The organism is Brevundimonas sp. TWP2-3-4b1 (assembly GCF_049897665.1).
In the GTDB taxonomy this organism is placed as follows: Bacteria; Pseudomonadota; Alphaproteobacteria; order Caulobacterales; family Caulobacteraceae; genus Brevundimonas; species Brevundimonas subvibrioides_B.
On sequence record NZ_JAFCWQ010000013.1, the window covers coordinates 24,772 to 40,902 of the forward strand.

The 16,131-nt window shown below is 67.2% G+C and carries 17 protein-coding genes and 1 pseudogene; 14 read left to right on the forward strand and 4 right to left on the reverse strand.

What is annotated here, in order from left to right:
• Positions 1-169 precede the first annotated feature (169 nt).
• Positions 170-898 (forward strand): LysR substrate-binding domain-containing protein, encoded by a 729-nt coding sequence (locus ACP7A5_RS11070; protein ID WP_426041965.1) that lies wholly within the window; start codon positions 170-172, stop codon positions 896-898.
• Here the strand turns inward: ACP7A5_RS11070 and ACP7A5_RS11075 are convergent.
• On the reverse strand, positions 870-1,733 hold the full coding sequence (locus ACP7A5_RS11075) for a hypothetical protein (RefSeq protein WP_426041966.1): 864 nt from the start codon (positions 1,731-1,733) through the stop codon (positions 870-872). The genes ACP7A5_RS11070 and ACP7A5_RS11075 overlap by 29 nt on opposite strands.
• A complete protein-coding gene (locus ACP7A5_RS11080; protein WP_426041967.1) occupies positions 1,723-2,664 on the reverse strand; it encodes an ABC transporter ATP-binding protein in 942 nt (313 codons plus the stop codon). Before ACP7A5_RS11080 ends, ACP7A5_RS11075 begins: the two co-directional genes overlap by 11 nt.
• A gap of 225 nt (positions 2,665-2,889) precedes the next feature.
• On the opposite strand from ACP7A5_RS11080, the gene ACP7A5_RS11085 reads away from it, so the two are divergent.
• The 3 genes from ACP7A5_RS11085 (at position 2,890) to ACP7A5_RS11095 (ending at position 6,844) form a co-directional block, all read left to right on the forward strand.
• Positions 2,890-4,095 carry a saccharopine dehydrogenase C-terminal domain-containing protein gene (locus tag ACP7A5_RS11085; protein ID WP_426041968.1) on the forward strand — a complete coding sequence of 402 codons (1,206 nt, stop codon included), beginning with the start codon at positions 2,890-2,892 and terminating at the stop codon, positions 4,093-4,095.
• 13 nt (positions 4,096-4,108) lie between these two features.
• Positions 4,109-5,302: a carboxynorspermidine decarboxylase gene (locus ACP7A5_RS11090; protein WP_426041969.1), complete on the forward strand. Its 1,194-nt coding sequence runs from the start codon at positions 4,109-4,111 to the stop codon at positions 5,300-5,302.
• A gap of 150 nt (positions 5,303-5,452) precedes the next feature.
• A complete protein-coding gene (locus ACP7A5_RS11095) occupies positions 5,453-6,844 on the forward strand; it encodes a Do family serine endopeptidase (protein ID WP_426041970.1) in 1,392 nt (463 codons plus the stop codon).
• Positions 6,845-6,965: 121 nt separating this feature from the next.
• On the opposite strand, the gene ACP7A5_RS11100 is transcribed toward ACP7A5_RS11095, so the two are convergent.
• Positions 6,966-7,382 carry a VOC family protein gene (locus tag ACP7A5_RS11100; RefSeq protein WP_426041971.1) on the reverse strand — a complete coding sequence of 139 codons (417 nt, stop codon included), beginning with the start codon at positions 7,380-7,382 and terminating at the stop codon, positions 6,966-6,968.
• A gap of 70 nt (positions 7,383-7,452) precedes the next feature.
• On the opposite strand from ACP7A5_RS11100, the gene ACP7A5_RS11105 reads away from it, so the two are divergent.
• From ACP7A5_RS11105 to ACP7A5_RS11130, 6 genes and pseudogenes are all read left to right on the forward strand, one after another.
• A complete protein-coding gene (locus tag ACP7A5_RS11105; protein WP_426041972.1) occupies positions 7,453-8,763 on the forward strand; it encodes a replication-associated recombination protein A in 1,311 nt (436 codons plus the stop codon).
• Between the two features lie 69 nt (positions 8,764-8,832).
• A complete protein-coding gene (locus tag ACP7A5_RS11110) occupies positions 8,833-9,273 on the forward strand; it encodes a hypothetical protein (RefSeq protein WP_426041973.1) in 441 nt (146 codons plus the stop codon).
• Positions 9,270-9,713 (forward strand): hypothetical protein, encoded by a 444-nt coding sequence (locus ACP7A5_RS11115; protein WP_426041974.1) that lies wholly within the window; start codon positions 9,270-9,272, stop codon positions 9,711-9,713. The genes ACP7A5_RS11110 and ACP7A5_RS11115 overlap by 4 nt, the downstream gene beginning before the upstream one ends.
• A complete protein-coding gene (locus ACP7A5_RS11120) occupies positions 9,710-9,910 on the forward strand; it encodes a hypothetical protein (protein ID WP_426041975.1) in 201 nt (66 codons plus the stop codon). The genes ACP7A5_RS11115 and ACP7A5_RS11120 overlap by 4 nt, the downstream gene beginning before the upstream one ends.
• A 283-nt stretch (positions 9,911-10,193) precedes the next feature.
• Positions 10,194-10,925 (forward strand): RluA family pseudouridine synthase, encoded by a 732-nt coding sequence (locus ACP7A5_RS11125; RefSeq protein ID WP_426041976.1) that lies wholly within the window; start codon positions 10,194-10,196, stop codon positions 10,923-10,925.
• Positions 10,926-11,449: 524 nt separating this feature from the next.
• Positions 11,450-11,896, forward strand: a pseudogene (locus ACP7A5_RS11130) (CC0125/CC1285 family lipoprotein); the annotation flags it as partial.
• Here ACP7A5_RS11130 and ACP7A5_RS11135 read toward each other — a convergent pair.
• The gene (locus ACP7A5_RS11135; RefSeq protein WP_426041977.1) at positions 11,880-13,046 is read right to left on the reverse strand and encodes a hypothetical protein; all 1,167 of its coding nucleotides are present in this window, start codon (positions 13,044-13,046) and stop codon (positions 11,880-11,882) included. The pseudogene ACP7A5_RS11130 and the gene ACP7A5_RS11135 sit on opposite strands and share 17 nt — an antisense overlap.
• Positions 13,047-13,219: 173 nt before the next feature.
• Here ACP7A5_RS11135 and crcB point away from each other — a divergent pair, with 173 nt between their 5' ends.
• The 4 genes from crcB to ACP7A5_RS11155 are packed head-to-tail and all read left to right on the forward strand — an operon-like array spanning position 13,220 to position 16,096.
• Complete coding sequence (crcB, locus tag ACP7A5_RS11140) at positions 13,220-13,615, forward strand: fluoride efflux transporter CrcB (RefSeq protein ID WP_426041978.1); 396 nt, start codon at positions 13,220-13,222, stop codon at positions 13,613-13,615.
• A complete protein-coding gene (locus tag ACP7A5_RS11145) occupies positions 13,612-14,664 on the forward strand; it encodes an RluA family pseudouridine synthase (protein WP_426041979.1) in 1,053 nt (350 codons plus the stop codon). The genes crcB and ACP7A5_RS11145 overlap by 4 nt, the downstream gene beginning before the upstream one ends.
• Entirely contained in the window at positions 14,661-15,335 is a 675-nt protein-coding gene (locus tag ACP7A5_RS11150; protein WP_426041980.1) for an HAD-IA family hydrolase, read from the forward strand. Before ACP7A5_RS11145 ends, ACP7A5_RS11150 begins: the two co-directional genes overlap by 4 nt.
• On the forward strand, positions 15,332-16,096 hold the full coding sequence (locus ACP7A5_RS11155) for an ATP12 family chaperone protein (RefSeq protein WP_426041981.1): 765 nt from the start codon (positions 15,332-15,334) through the stop codon (positions 16,094-16,096). The genes ACP7A5_RS11150 and ACP7A5_RS11155 overlap by 4 nt, the downstream gene beginning before the upstream one ends.
• The last annotated feature ends 35 nt before the right edge of the window (positions 16,097-16,131 follow it).

The following is a 16,131-nucleotide window of genomic DNA, read 5'->3' on the forward strand; positions in this document are numbered from 1 at the left end:
GACGGCGGCCCAGATCGCGACGGCGGCCATGACATAGAGGATTCGGTCCCAGAGGGTCCGGCGCGGCGGGGGCGGGTCTTTGTCGAACTGCAGCATCAATCAGCTTCAATCCGAATTGCCTGAGAGCCGAAATCGATTAACCCGGCGGCAGTCTGTGAGCTGAGATCACATGAAGTCCATCGCCCCGCCGCCGCTCAACGCCCTTCGCGCCTTCGCGACCATCACCGACGCCGTCGACGCGGCCCGGCGGGACGAACGGCGCGAGATCGAGATTTCCTGCCTCGGCACCTTCGCGCTGAAATGGCTGATCCCGCGCCTGCCGGGCTTCATGGCCCTGCGTCCCGAAATCCGCGTGAAGGTGTCGGAGTCCTACGCCGCCGTCGACTTCGCCAAGGACCGGATCGACGGCGCGATCCGCTTATTCAACCCGGGTCAGGAGGCGAAGCGACAGGAGATCACACCCTTCCTGCCCCAGTATCAGGGCCCGATCGGCGCGCCTGACGTGACACCGCCCGGGATGACGATCGAGGCCATGGGGCAGCTGCCGCGCCTGCACGCCTCGACCTTCCGCGAAAGCTGGATGGTCTGGAGCGACCTGGTCGGGGTGCGGCTGCCGACCACTCACCAGTCGCGGGAGTTCCAGCACAACAACTCGATGATCGAGGCGGCCGCGGCCGGCATGGGTGTGGCCATCGCGCCCTGGGCCTTCGTCGCGCCGGACATCGTGACGGAACGGCTGGTCGCCCCGTTCGGCTTTGCCGAGCGCCCGTCGAAGTTCGTTTTCCTGAGGCCGGAGGGTCGGCCCGACGCCTCGGTCGACGCCTTCCGCGACTGGCTGGTCGCGGAAGGGTCGGTCAGTCCGTCGCCGCCTATTCCTTCGACAGGTCCTGCCGGTTGAACCAGGCGAGCGCCCCCGCGAGGGGAACGATCGTCCACAGAGCCAGGCTGACAATCGCCTTCAGCATCAGGCCGTCGGGCGCGGGCGGGGCGCCGACGCCGGCGGTCACCATGGCCTTCAGGGCGTCGAAGGCGAGGCCCGGCAGGAGCAGTTGTGATTGCCAGGCCGTCGGCTCCCACTGCAGGATCGCGAGGCCGGGCCCTCCCAGCAGGGTCTGGCCAAAGCCCAGCACCACCGGGACGAACAGGGTGGCCAGCAACGAGCGGGTAAGCACTGCCGTCAGCAGGGCGACCATCGCGTACTGGATGATGCGGATGTAGCCGAGCAGGAGCAGCAGACCGAAGTCGGCCGCGTCGCCTCCGTCGAAGCTGAAGGTAATGCTGTGACCGTTGATCAGGGCTCCGCTCGTTGAGAAGATCAGGCCCGCGATCAGGAAGACCACCATGGCCGCCAGGGTCAGGACCTTGAAGGCGCCGACCTTGCCGAGGATCAGGTTGAGCCGGCTGTTGCGCGCGCTGATCAGCCGCCACGTCTCCCAGCGGTAGTCGCCCGCATAGAGGGTCGCCGCGCCGATGAGCATGAAGACGAGGATGGCGCCGTTCGCGACGATGCCCGCACCCTGGACGAGGTCGTGACCCAGGTTGGTGACGGCGAACGAGGCGGCCGCGCCGGGCGCCAGATCGCCGGTCATCTCCGCCATCTTCGACTTCGTGATCAGGTGGAAGGCGGTCCCGCCGACGACGAAGAGCAGCGGTACGAACAGGGCCGACCAGAAGACGGCCATGCGGTTGCGAGACAGGCGGTACAGCTCGGAGCGGACGGAATCAGCCAGCATGTCCGACCTCCTGAATGATGCTCTCCGGATGTTGCACGGAGCCGGTCTCGGACATGAAGACGCTCTCCAGATCGGCGCCGATCCAGCGAGCCTCGTCGATGTCGACCCCGGCCTCGATCAGGGCGCGCAGCAGGGCGGGGGTGTCGGCGCGGGGCAGTGTGGCCATGACGGCGTCGCCTTCCAGCACGCCCGACGCGCCGGGCAGGCTGGACATGATCTCCAGCGTCTTCGAGATCGGCGTCACCGACAGGCGCAACCGCTCGCCCGTGGCGGTCAACTCGCTGACGGCGCCTTCGCGCACGAGCTTGCCCCGGTTCAGGATGGCGACGCGGTCGCAGACCCGCTGGACCTCCAGCAACTGATGGCTGGCCAGGATGACGGTGATCCCGTCGCGTTCGGCCAGCGACCGGATCAGGGCGCGCATCTCCTGGATGCCGGGCGGGTCCATGCCGCTGGTCGGCTCATCCAGAATGACCAGTTCGGGATCGGTGATCAGGGCGCCTGCGACGCCGAGTCTCTGCATCATGCCGACGGAAAAGCCGCGCACCTTGCGGTCGGCAGCCTCGGTCAGGCCGACGCGCTCCAGCCAGCCGGAGACGCGCGCCGCGTCAGGCGTCAGCCCGTGGGCGGCCGACAGCCAGACCAGCACCTGGCGCGCAGTCATGAAGGGCGGGAAGCGCGGGGTCTCGATCATCGAGCCCATCCGCCGCGACGCCGCGACGTCGCCGATGCGCCCGCCCATCACCGAGGCCTCGCCGTCGGACGGCCGGATCAGGCCCAGCAGGATGCGAAACAGGGTCGACTTGCCGGCGCCGTTCGGCCCCAGCACGCCATAGACCCCGCCGCGCGGAATGGAGAGGCTGAGCCCGTCCAGCGCACGGACTGCGCCGTAGGTCTTGGTCAGGTTCCGGGATTCGATCACTGCGGTCATGCCCGACCATCGCCCGGCCAATCGCGCTCGGCAAGCGTGTGGAGGATTAAGCTTCTGACAGGATCGGCGGGTCGCGTCCTGTCCCTCGGGCGATCGAAATAAGGGCGCCCGGCAACGCAAAACACGGGCCGGGACGGTTACGGGAAGGCCCATCCTCGTATAGGACCCCACCCAACGCGTCGATGTGACGGGTTTCAGGCGGTGCAGACTTCAGGAGTGCATGAGATGAGCAGGGTTCTCGTAATCGGGGCGGGGGGCGTAGGCTCCGTCGCCGTCCACAAGATGGCGATGAACGCCGACATCTTCTCCCACATCACATTGGCCTCGCGGACGAAGTCCAAATGCGACGCCATCGCCGCCTCGGTGAAGGAACGCACCGGCGTCGTCATCGACACGGCGGCCATTGATGCCGACGACGTCGCCGCGACCACGGCCCTGATCAAGGCCGTGAAGCCCGCGCTCGTCGTCAATCTGGCCTTGCCGTACCAGGACCTGAACATCATGGATGCCTGCCTCGCGGCTGGGGTCCACTACATGGACACCGCCAACTACGAGCCGCGCGAGGAAGCGAAGTTCGAATACAGGTGGCAGTGGGCCTATCAGGACCGCTTCAGGGAGGCCGGTCTGATGGCTCTTCTGGGTTCGGGTTTCGATCCCGGCGTGACCTCGGTGTTCACGACGTACACGAAGAAGCATCTGCTGGATTCGATCGAGACGCTCGACATCCTGGACTGCAACGGCGGCGATACCGGCCTGCCGTTCGCGACCAATTTCAATCCCGAGATCAACCTGCGCGAAGTGACCGCCCCGTCGCGTCACTGGGAGAACGGCCAGTGGATCGAGGGCCCGGCCCTGACCCGCAAACAGGTGTTCGACTTCGACCAGGTGGGCGAAAAGAACATGTACCTCATGTACCATGAGGAGCTGGAATCGCTGGCGAAATTCTATCCGGAAATCAGCCGCATCCGCTTCTGGATGACGTTCGGCGACTCCTATCTGAAACACCTCGAGGTGCTCGAGAACATCGGTATGACCTCGATCGAGCCGATGATGTTCCAGGGCCGCGAGATCATCCCGATCGAGTTCCTCAAGGCGCTGCTGCCCGAGCCCTCGTCCCTCGGTCCGTTGACCAGGGGCAAGACCAACATCGGCACCATCGCCACCGGCCTGAAGGACGGCGTGCAGAAGACGGTCTACGTCAACAATGTCTGCGACCACGAAGAGGCCTATGCCGAGACCGGCAACCAGGCCGTCAGCTACACGACCGGCGTGCCGGCCATGATCGGCGCCGCAATGATCCTGACCGGCCAGTGGAAGGGCGCGGGCGTGTTCAACATGGAGCAGCTGGATCCCGACCCCTTCATGGACATGCTGAACAAGCACGGCCTGCCCTGGAAGGTGCGGGACCTGGACGCGCCGCTCGCGTTCTGACGGGGACAGTCCGATGCACACGCCCTCCGGCGCCATGGAAACGAAGGCGGGCGGGCCCGGCGCCTTCGCCCGCTTCGATCTCGGCCGCGTGCCGTCGCCCTGTTTCGTCGTCGACGAGTCGGCGGTGCGTCGCAACCTGTCGATCCTGAAGGGCGTCGGGGCGGCCGGTGGCGCACGGGTCCTGCTGGCGCTCAAGGCCTTTTCGATGTGGTCGCTGGCCGACCTCATCGAAGACTATCTGGACGGCGTCTGCGCCTCGGGCCTGTGGGAGGCGCGGCTGGCGCGGGAATTCTACAAGGGCCACCTGACCACCTATTCCCCCGCCTACAAGGCCGGGGATCTACCTGAGATCCTGCGCCTGTCCGACTCGGTGATCTTCAACACCCCGACCCAGATCGCGCGCTTCGCCGACCTGATCGCCGAGGCTCGCGCGGCCGGCGAGACCTTCGACATCGGCCTGCGCCTCAACCCCGAACTCTCCGAGGCCGAGGTCGCCAAATATGACCCCTGCCAGTTCGGGTCGCGGCTGGGATTCCCCGTGTCGCAGCTCAGGCCCGAACATCTGCAGGGCGTCGACGGCCTGCACCTCCACGCCCTGTGCGAGCAGGGCTTCGAACCGCTGCAACGCATCTGGGCGTCGCTGGAGCCGAAGATCGAGGGCTCCTTGGCCTCGCTGAAATGGCTGAACCTCGGCGGCGGCCACCACGTCACCCGTGCCGACTATGACCGCGAGGGCCTGGGCGCATTGCTGCGCGGCATCGGCGAACGCCACGGCATCGAGGTCTATATCGAGCCCGGCGAGGCCATCGCCCTCGACGCCGGCATTCTGGTCGGTGAGGTGCTGGACACCTTCGAGAACAGCCTGCCGATCGCGATCACCGACATCTCGGCCACCTGCCACATGCCGGACGTCATCGAGGCCCCCTACCGCCCGGCGATGCTGGGAGAGGCTGACGGGGGCGTCACCTTCCGCCTCGGCGGCCCGTCCTGTCTCGCCGGAGACATCATCGGCGACTACCGCTTCGCCAAGCCGCCGACCCCGGGGACGCGCATCGCCTTCCTCGACCAGGCCCACTATTCGATGGTCAAGACCACCACCTTCAACGGCGTGCCCCTGCCGGCCATTGCTCTCTGGAACAGCGACACCAACGCCTTGCGTCTGATCCGCCAGTTCGACTACCCGGACTTCCGCGATCGTCTGTCCTGAGCGGCTTTTCCCTGTCGACCCTGCAGCCCGCGGCGGGGCGAGGGGAAGGTCGAGGGCGCGGACGCCGCCGCCCGCCTTGATCGGATGCCTTGATCCGGCCCGAAAGCGGGACAGATATAGCGGCCTGACATGGCTCACTTCCGGACTGCAATGAAGACCTCGACGATCGCCCTCATGGCCTGCCTGACGCTGGCCGCCTGCGGCAACGCCAATTCCACCAGGGCCCAGGACGGCGTCTTCGCCGAACCGACCGGGCGCCAGACGCCCACCGACTCCACGTCGATGAAGCAGAGCTTCGCCCCCGTGGTGCGCGAGGCGGCGCCCGCCGTGGTAAACATCTCGGCCCGGTCGATCCAGCGGGTCCAGGCCGACCCCTTCTTCCAGTTCTTTGGCGGCGGCATGCCGCAGCAGCGGGTCGCGGAATCGGCCGGCTCCGGCGTCATCGTCCGCTCCGACGGAATCGTCGTCACCAACAACCACGTCATCGAGGGCGCGACCCAGATCCGCGTGGTCCTGAACGACCGTCGTGAATACCCGGCCGAGGTCATTCTGGCCGATGCGCGCAGCGACATCGCCGTGCTGAAGCTTCAGGGGGTCACCGAACAGCTCCCCGTCCTCGCCATCGACGACCGCGAGGAACAGGAAGTCGGCGACCTGGTCCTGGCCATCGGCAACCCCTTCGGCGTCGGGCAGACGGTGACCAACGGCATCATCTCGGCCCTCAACCGGACCGAGACCGGCATCTCGGACTCCGGCTCCTTCATCCAGACCGACGCGGCCATCAATCCGGGCAACTCCGGCGGGCCCCTGGTCGACATGGACGGCGACCTCATCGGTATCAACACGGCCATCTTCTCCCGCTCGGGCTCGTCCTCCGGCGTCGGATTCGCGGTCCCGGCATCGATGGTCCGTCGCGTGGTCGACTCGGCCCTCGGAGGCGAGACGGCCGTCGTGCGCCCCTGGCTCGGCGTGAAGGGCGACACGGTCTCGGCCGACATCGCCCGTTCGCTCGGCATGGCGCGGCCGCAAGGGCTGATCGTCACCGACGTTTACGACGGCGGCCCGGGCGCGCGCGCGGGTCTGCGCGAAGGCGACGTCATCACCGCTGTCGACGGCGCCGAGGTCCACGACCAGGCCGGTCTGAACTTCCGCGTCGGAACCAAAAGCCCGAACGAGGCTGTGGCGTTGAACGTGCTGCGCGACGGCCGCACCCAGACCATCAACGCCCGCGTCCAATCCCTGCCGGGTGACGCGAAGACTGACGGCCTGCTGATCCAGCAGGGCGCCTTCTCGGGGTCGCAGATCGCCGCGCTGAACCCGGCTCTGGCCGATCGTCTGGGCGGCGATCCCTTCGCCCAGGGTCTGCTGATCACCAATGTCGCACCCGGCAGCTACGCGGCCCGCGCGGGCCTGCGTCCCGGGGATCTGGTGCGCGAGATCAATGGTCGCCCGGTCCGCTCGCCGGACGCCTTGCAGCGCATCGGGCGCTCCGAGATCACCATTGAGCGTCAGGGCCGCCGGATGACGGGCGTCGTCGGCTAGAGCGATCGGTGGTCGAAAACACTTAAAGGAGCGCGGACCTCCAGGTCCGCTCTTTTCGCCGTCGAAGAGCGGACCTGGAGGTCCGCGCTCCAAGGGCGCCGCAACTCGCGCTTCGAATACTCTAGTCCTTGATCGGCGACCCGACGGACCAGCAATGGCCGAACGGGTCTTTCAGGACGCCGTAGCGGTCGCCCCAGAACTGATCGGCAATGGGATGGACAGGCGCCCCTCCGGCGACGATGGCGCGGTTCCACCATTCGTCCGCATCGTCGACATGGAGGTGCAGCGTCACCGACTTCGGCACGACATCGACCTCGCCGCCCATTTCCGGGAACTCGTCCGACAGCATCACGCTGCCGCCGTTGATCTGCAGATGGGAGTGCATAATACGTTCGCCGTCATCCGCCAGCATCCGCCGCACCTCGACCGCTCCAAAGGCGCGGGCGTAGAACTCCACCGCCGCCTGGCCGCCGCGCGAGGCGATGCTGAGATAGGGCGTGATGCCGGTCAGCGGCCGGGGCGCATCGACCTGTCCCATGTCATCTCCTCCGTTCAGGGCCATTGTAACGCGTGAAATCGCCCGTGCGAACGCCTACACCTCACCGTCCATGACCGATCTGTTCGAAGCCTCCGGCATCCATCCCCCCGACGCGCCGCTGGCTGACCGCCTGCGTCCGGCCACGCTCGACGAGGTGGTGGGTCAGGATCATCTGCTGGGCGAGGGCGGGCCGATCCGGCGCATGGTCGAGGCCGGCCGTCTGGGCTCGATGATCCTGTGGGGCCCGCCTGGCACCGGCAAGACCACCATCGCCCGCCTGTTGGCCAAGGCCGCCGGCTACCAGTACCAGCAGATCTCGGCCGTCTTCTCCGGCGTCGCCGATCTGAAGAAGGCGTTCGAACAGGCCCGCGTCCGTCGCGCCGCCGGTCAGTCGACCTTGCTGTTCGTCGACGAGATCCACCGCTTCAACCGCGCCCAACAAGACGGCTTTCTGCCGTTCGTGGAGGAGGGGGTCATCACCCTGGTCGGGGCCACGACGGAGAATCCGTCGTTCGAGCTGAACGGGGCTCTTCTCTCGCGCAGCCAGGTCTTCGTGCTGAAGCGGCTCGACGACGCGGCGCTCGATCAATTGTTGACGCGGGCCGAGGCGCAGGAGGGTCAGGCCCTGCCTCTGACGCCGGAGGCGCGTCACGCGCTGACCGCCCTGGCCGATGGCGACGGCCGCTATCTGCTGACCATGGCCGAGACCCTGTTCGCCCTGCCGGCCGAGCCGGTGCTGGACGTCCAGGCCTTGGCGGGAACCCTGCAACGCCGCGCCCCCGCCTACGACAAGAGTCGAGAAGAGCACTATAACCTCATATCGGCGCTCCATAAATCCGTGCGCGGCTCGGACCCGGACGCGGCCCTCTACTGGCTGGCGCGGATGCTGAACGGGGGCGAGGATCCCCTCTATCTGGCGCGCCGGATCGTGCGGATGGCGGTCGAGGACATCGGCGAGGCGGACCCCCTGTCCATCATGGTCGCCAACGCGGCGAAGGACACCTACGACTTCCTTGGCAGTCCCGAGGGCGAACTGGCTCTGGCCCAGGCGGTGGTCCACCTCGCGACCGCGCCCAAGTCGGTCGCCGTCTACGAAGCCTTCAAGGCGGCGAAGAAGGCGGCCGCCGAGACGGGCTCCCTGATGCCGCCGGCCCATATCCGCAACGCCCCGACCAAGCTGATGAAACAGCTCGGCTACGGCAAGGGCTACCAGTACGACCCGAGCACGGAGGAAGGCTTCTCCGGCGCGAACTTCTTCCCCGACGAGATGGAGCGGCGGACCTTCTATTCGCCCAGGGGCGAGGGCCACGAGGAGAAGATCAAGGCGCGGCTGGAACGCTGGGCGCAGATGCGGGCGGAGATGCAGTCGAAGGCTGAGTGATCAACGTTCATTGTCGAAATCGCCGACGAGTCATAGCGTGTCCGTTCACGCGATCCTTGGGAGGGGACGATGGCTGACGGAACGAAGACGCCCTGGCATCTGTGGCTGGTGGGAGTGGTGAGTCTGCTTTGGAACGGGTTCGGCGGCTACGACTTCATCATGAGCACGACCCAGGGCGAGACCTATTGGCGCGCCTCGGGCATGACCCAGCCGATGATCGACTACTACAACGCGATGCCGACCTGGATGTACGGGTCGTGGATCATCGGTGTCTGGGGCGCGGTGATCGGGTCGATCCTGCTCCTTCTGCGTAACAAGCTGGCCGTGCCGGCCTTCGCCCTGTCGCTGCTGGGCGCAGCGGGTAGCCTTATCTACGGACTGATGAACCCGATGCCGGGCCTGCCGCCGGCCATGGCGATGATGGCGTATATGCCGTGGGTCATCCTGGTGATCGCCGCCCTTCTGCTCTGGTATGCCTGGACGATGCGCAAGAAGGGCGTGCTGTCGTGAGCGGCTTGGGGCAGACCATCAAGACGCCCTGGCACCTCTGGGTCGTCGGCGTCGTGGCGCTGCTGTGGAACAGCTTCGGCTGCGTCGACTACACCATGACCCAGACACAGGGGGACGCCTGGCTGACCAGTATGGGCATGACCGAGGCGCAGATGGCGTATTTCCACGCCATGCCGGCCTGGACCCACGGCGCATGGGCCATCGGCGTCTGGGGCGGCCTGCTGGGCGCGCTTCTGCTGCTGCTGCGCCGCAAATGGGCGACACCGGTCTTCGTGGTCTCCTTCCTCGGCTGGCTGGCGGGCGCGGTCTATGCGTTCGGCATGTCTGACGGGATGGAGGCCATGGGCTCCATGTGGCCGATGCAGGTCGTCATCGGTGCGGCCTGCGTCTTCTTCATCTGGTACGCCTGGACCATGGGCAAGAAGGGCGTGCTGCGTTGACCGGCATGGGCGGACGGCTTCGCACGCCCTGGCATCTGTGGCTGGTCGGGGTGGTCGCCCTGCTGTGGAACGGCCTTGGCTGCCTCGACTACACCATGACTCAGGTCCAGGGGGACGCCTGGCTGGCCAACATGGACCCGACCGAGCTGCAGATGGCCTATTTCCACGGCATGCCGGCGTGGACGGACGCCGCCTAGGCGATCGGCGTCTGGGGCGGCCTGCTGGGCGGGCTGCTGCTGCTGCTCCGCCGGAAATGGGCGCTGCACGCCTTCGTCGCTTCGTTCCTCGGCTGGGCCGCCGGCGCCGTCTACACCTTCGGCCTGTCGAACGGCATGGAGGCGATGGGCCCCTGGTGGCCGATGCTGCTCGCCAAGGGCGCGATCTGCGTCGTCTTCGTCTGGTACGCCCTGAGCATGGGCAGGAAGGGCGTCCTGCGCTGAGGGGCTGACGGACGGTCGGTCTTTCGCCTATGCAGGCGCGGTGACCGACCGTTTCCCCGTTTCCCTGTCCGATCAGGACATCGCCGCCGTCCGCTCGTGGGTCATCCACGAGGACGCCTCGACGATTGCGTTTGCCAAGCCCGCCGGCCTGTCCAGCCAGGGCGGCCGCATCCAGGCGCACACGCTGGACGACCTGCTGTGGGCCTTCGCCCGCTCGAACGGGAAGCGGCCGGATCTCGTGCATCGTCTGGACCGCGACACCTCCGGCGTCATCCTCGCCGCCAAGACCAAGCCCGCCGCCGGCTTCCTCGGCAAGGCGATCCAGGCGCACAAGCTCACCAAGACCTATCTGGCCCTGGTCTCGGCCGCGCCCGGGCCGCCCAGCGGCGACATCAACGTCCCCTTGGTCCGCCAGGAGATCGGTCGCGAAAGCTACATGCGGGTCGCCGCCTTCGACGCGAAAGGCGCGCAGGGGTCGCGCAGCAAATACCGCACCCTATCGTCCAGCGAGGAAGGCGCCCTGGTCGAGCTCCAGCCCTTCACCGGCCGTATGCACCAGCTGCGCGTCCACATGGCCCACATCGGACGGCCTCTGGTCGGGGATGTCCGCTACGGCGGCGCTCTGACAGCGGCGGGCCGGGGCGCGCCCCGGTTGATGCTGCACGCCGCGTCGTTGAAGTTCCCGCACCCGGACGGTGGCGAGCGCACGGTGACGGCTGAACCGCCGGAGGATTTTAAGTCGCTGGCGGAAGCGATGGGGCTCAAGATCTAAACCCTTCTCCCGTTGCGTGAGAAGGTGGCCGAGCGAAGCGAGGTCGGATGAGGGGTCATGCTGACGTTTGAAATCAGCCTCGCCAACCCTCACTCCAGCCATCGGCGTGACCCCTCATCCGTCAGCCTTCGGCTGCCACCTTCTCCCGCAGGGGGAGAAGGAATACAGGCGATACCCATCAACGGACGCGTCGATTCGCTCAATCAAATCAAGGCTCGGCCCTAACGGGAGGCCTTTTATCCATCACCCCCTGAAACGCCCCCATACTGATCCCTTTCGTGCGGAAAGGATCACCATGGGCGAACGCTACGGACGCATCGGACGCTTCGGACGCTTCGGACGCTTCGGACGGTGTTTTCGGGTTCGGGCCAGCCAGACTCAACGGACTATCCAGACTCCATTTCCCGGAGTCTGGATCATCGGGAACGCCTAACCCGCCCGCTGCGCTTAACCTTGTGAAACGACTACGCCCATGATCCGCACCCTCATCATCGCGACTGCCGCCCTGAGCGGCCGCCTGCGCCAGCCTCGCCCCTTATGGAGCCCAGCGGGGCCCGAACGGGCAGGGCTATTCGGAACAGCGGATCGAGAGCGACCGCTATCGCGTCACCTACAACGGCGTCGGCGCGCCCGCACCCGTCGCGGACATGGCCCTGCTGCGGGCTGCCGATCTGACCGTCGAGCAGGGCTATGACTGGTTCGAGGTGACCCAGCGTTATATCGACGGGCGGCCGGACAGCGCCGGCGGCTTCCGTCCCAACGTCTCGGTCGGCTACGGCGGCAGCTCGGGCCGCTACGGCGGTCACCGCTACTCGTCTTCCGGCGTGGGCGTCGGCGTGGGCCTGAATTTCGAAGGGCCGTCGGCGACCTCGACCGTTCTGGAAATCCGCCTGGGCCGAGGCGCCCGCCCTGATCGGGGCGAGGCTTATGAGGCGCGGGAGGTGCGTGACTCGCTCAGCGGCCGCGAGTGAGGGCGCGGTATTCGACGAGGCGTTCCTTGTCGCGTCGCACCTGGTCGCCGATCGTGTTGTCGACGTCCAGCGAGGCGTAGCGGACCCATCCCTCGACCCCCAGCTTGTCCTTCACCGCCGCAGTCGGGGTCCGCCAGTTGAAGTAGGACAGCCAGGACACCAGCAGCCCCATTCCCAGCGCGACCAGCTGCAGGATCCGGAAGCCCGCTTCATTGGCTGCAGGGGCGGGCCAGAAGGCGAAGATGGCCAGCCAGACCAGCAGTACGAAAGGCGTCGTGATCCGCGCAACCCAGCGCATCCAGTAGCGTTCGCGGCGCACGCGCCACAGCTCCATCTGGGCGAATTTCTCGAGATATTCCATGCGTGCCGCGATCCACATCACCAATCGTGTGAGGAACAAGGCGCGCTGGCCCCAACCCTTGCCGTCCATCTGGAACTGGGTCTCGGCCTGATCTGACAGGGCCCGGGCATTGGTGAACAGGTTCTGCAGCTCGCGCGTCCGCTGAACCACCTCGCGCGACAGTTCGTAGGAGTCGTTCTCCAGCCGGAACCTGTACTGGACGAACAGGATCGAGGACACGCCGAAGAAGATGCCGACGGTGATCAGCATGCCCAGAACTGCCAGGCCCAGACCCTGGGGCTGGCCTCCGGTCCAGTCTGCGAAGATCCCGGGGCCCAGGACCGCCATGGCCGCGAATGCGATCAGGGAGAGCCCTTGAGTCAGGCGTTTGGTGATCACATGCACGCGCAAGGCATTGAAAACGCGACGACCATAGCCGTGGATACGGCCCCGGATATCCTCGTCGGCGGGGAAGCGTTCCTCGATCTGACGCGTGAACAGGACGTGGAACCGGTCCGGCTTGTTCTCGGTCTCCCAGAACGGGAAGATATCGAGCGCCTGGTTGAAATACTGGTCGATATTGGCCGAGATGATCCGGATCGCCTCCGGATCCAGGGTGAAATAATCGCTTTCCTGGATCGGACGCAGGATGCCTTCCTGGGCCGTGATCGGCTCGGGCGCCGGGGCGGGCGTGGCCGCCGGAATCGGGCGGTCGGGAATATCGGCCGCGCCCGACGGCGGCGCCGACGGCGACACCGGGATCGTCAGGCCGGGACCCGGCTCTGGGGTATGATGATCGTCATGCGACATGGCGGACGGTGTAACCCTTGCGACCTTGACCCGGCACTATGGCAGAACCCGTCGCCGGACCGACCGGGTTCTCTCCCAACGCGAAGCTTGGGTATCGCCGTTAACCCTGTAACGCGGCAAGTGAAGTTTCGGTCAGGTGACGCAGGCGTCTGTGAAGGTATAAGGCCCCGATCATGACAAGACTTCTGCTCGTCGCCATCGGCGGGGCCCTCGGCTCCATGGCGCGCTATGGCGTGGGACTGGGCGCCGCGCGCCTGTTTCCAGCCTCCACCTGGCCGTGGGGCACGCTGATGGTCAATGTCGTCGGCGGCCTCGTCATGGGGCTGCTGGTCGGCTGGATGGGGCTGAGGGCCGGCTCCGGGCAGGAGACGGTGCGCGTCCTCGCGGCGGTCGGCGTGCTGGGCGGCTTCACCACCTTCAGCGCCTTCTCGCTGGAGACGGCGCTGATGATCGAGCGGCGTGAATACGGTCTGGCGGGCGCCTATGTCCTGCTGTCGGTGGTGCTGGCCGTCGCGGCCCTGATGGCCGGATTGATGCTGGCCCGCCGCGCATTCGGAGACGCCCTGTGAGCTACGACCCCAAGGAAGACACAGCCGAGGCCCCTGCGCCCAAGGGCCCGGTCGGCGCCCGCGAGGCCCAGATCCTCTATGTCGCCGAGGCCGAGGACGGAATCCGGCTGGACCGCTGGTTCCGCCGACGCTGGCCGCACCTGTCGAACATCCAGGTGCAGAAGATGGCGCGCGGCGGCCAGATCCGCGTCGACGGCGCCCGAATCAAGCCGGAAGGCCGCCTGACCGCAGGGGCCGCTGTGCGCGTACCGCCGATTCCCGAACCGATCGTCCGTGCGCCCGGCGAGCACATGGCCCTGACGCCCGCAGAGATCGCCTTTGCCAGGTCGATGGTGATCTATGAGGACGACCTGGTCATCGCCCTCAACAAGCCTTGGGGCCTGGCGGTGCAGGGCGGGACAAAGACGACACGCCACGTCGACCGACTGCTGTCGGCCTGGGGCGAGGGGATGGATCGGCCGCGGCTGGTCCACCGGCTGGACCGGGATACGTCCGGCGTCCTGCTGCTCGGCAAGGGACCGGAGGCGGCCAAGCGGCTGGCGGGGGCGTTCGCGCGACGTCAGGCCAAGAAGACCTACTGGGCCATCGTCATGGGCCTGCCCAAGCCGAACGCGGGCCAGATCGACATGCATCTGAAGAAGTCGGGCATCAACGACTACGAGATCATGCGCCCGGCCGATTCGAAGGAGAACGGGGCGGAGCCGGCCGAAACCGCCTTTGCCCTGATCAGCCATGCGGGCCAGCGAGCGTCGTGGATGGCTCTGCGGCCGTTCACCGGGCGAACGCACCAATTGCGTGCACACCTGAAGGCGATCGGTCATCCCATTCTGGGTGATCCGAAATACGGCGACGAGAAATCGACCGAACTGAGCGGCCCGCTGAAGCTGCAACTGCATGCGCGACGGATCGAGCTGGACCATCCGGCGGGCGGAAAACTGATCGTCGAGGCGCCGATCAGCGCCGAACTGCGCGCCGGCTTCCAGCATTTCGGCTTCGACGAGGGCGAGGCGGACTACGATCCGTTCGAAGGCGTGAAGCGTCAGCGATGAGCCGTCCGCTCGCAGTCTTCGACATCGACGGGACGCTGGTCGATAGCCGCGCTTCGATCCTTCAGGCCGCGACGGATGCGGCGCGGGAGCTCGGGCTGCCCGATCCCGAATACGACAGGGTCCGTCAGATCGTGGGGCTGTCGCTGCCGCATGCGCTGGCGGTGCTCGAGCCAGGCCTGACGCCGTTGGAGTTGGAGCGGTTCACCGCCGCCTTCCGCGCCAGCTTCGCCCGGATGTTCGATGCGGGTCACGAGGAGCCGTTGTATCCCGGCGCGATGCAGACCCTGCGTCGACTGCACAAGGACGGCTGGCGGCTGTCGCTGGCGACAGGCCAGAACCGGCGCGGCGTGGCGCGGAACCTGGCCCGAGCCGGGTGGGCGGAGCTGTTTGTGTCATCACACTGCGCCGAGGATGGTCCGGGCAAGCCGGACCCGGCGATGCTGCACGCCGCCATGACCGCCGCGTTGGCCGAGCCCGCCTCGACGGTCATGATCGGCGACACGGCTCACGACATCTCAATGGCGGTGGCGGCGGGGGTCATGCCTCAGGGCGTGGCCTGGGGCTTCCATACGCCGCAGGAACAGACCGCAGCCGGCGCCGCTCACGTGGCCATGGACTTCGACGATCTTGAAGCCGCCCTCGACCGTTTCGCCGCACGAGCTTTCGCATGAGCCACATCCCACCGCTGGACCCGATGGTCGCCGCCAGGAAGGGCTTTCGCGAATCCGAAGAGCGGCTGAAGCGCTTCTGGAAGGACGCATCCGTCGCCGCCGGGGACGCAGGCGGCTGGATCGTACTGCTGGACGGCCGCGCGCCCAAGACGCCGGCGCACAACCGCTTCCTGTTGCCGACCGAGGCCGCCGCCCGGATGGTCGCCGACGAATGGGCGGCCCAGGGGGAGTTCCTCGATCCCGGGACCATGCCGGCGACGCGGATCGCGGCCACGGCCATCGACCGGGTGGCGGTGACGCGCGAGCCGGTGGCCGAGGAGATCGCCGCCTACGTCGGGTCGGATCTCCTCTGCTATCTCGCCGAACACCCGACTCCGCTAGTCGCGGAACAGACCCGCGAGTGGACACCGTGGCGCGGGTGGGCCGAGCAGGAACTGGGCGTCGTCGTCGTGGCGACGCAGGGCATCATCCACCGTGCGCAGCCGCCGGAGAGCATCGCCCGGGTGCGCGACCTGGCCCTCGAACTGGACGACTTCGGCCTGACGGCCCTGGCCATGGCCGTGCCCCTGCTGGGCAGCGCGCTCCTCGGCCTGGCCGTACAGCGCGGCGCGCTGGGCGGGGATGCTGCGTTCGAACTGAGCCGGCTCGACGAAGCCTTCCAGGAGCGTCAGTGGGGCGTAGACGCCGAGGCCGAAGAGCGGACCGCCGCGCGTCGCGCCGAGGCCGTCCTGATCGACCGCTGGTTCCGGGCTCTGGACTGAGCCGCACCGGGCCGGAAGCGGCTAGACTTCGACCT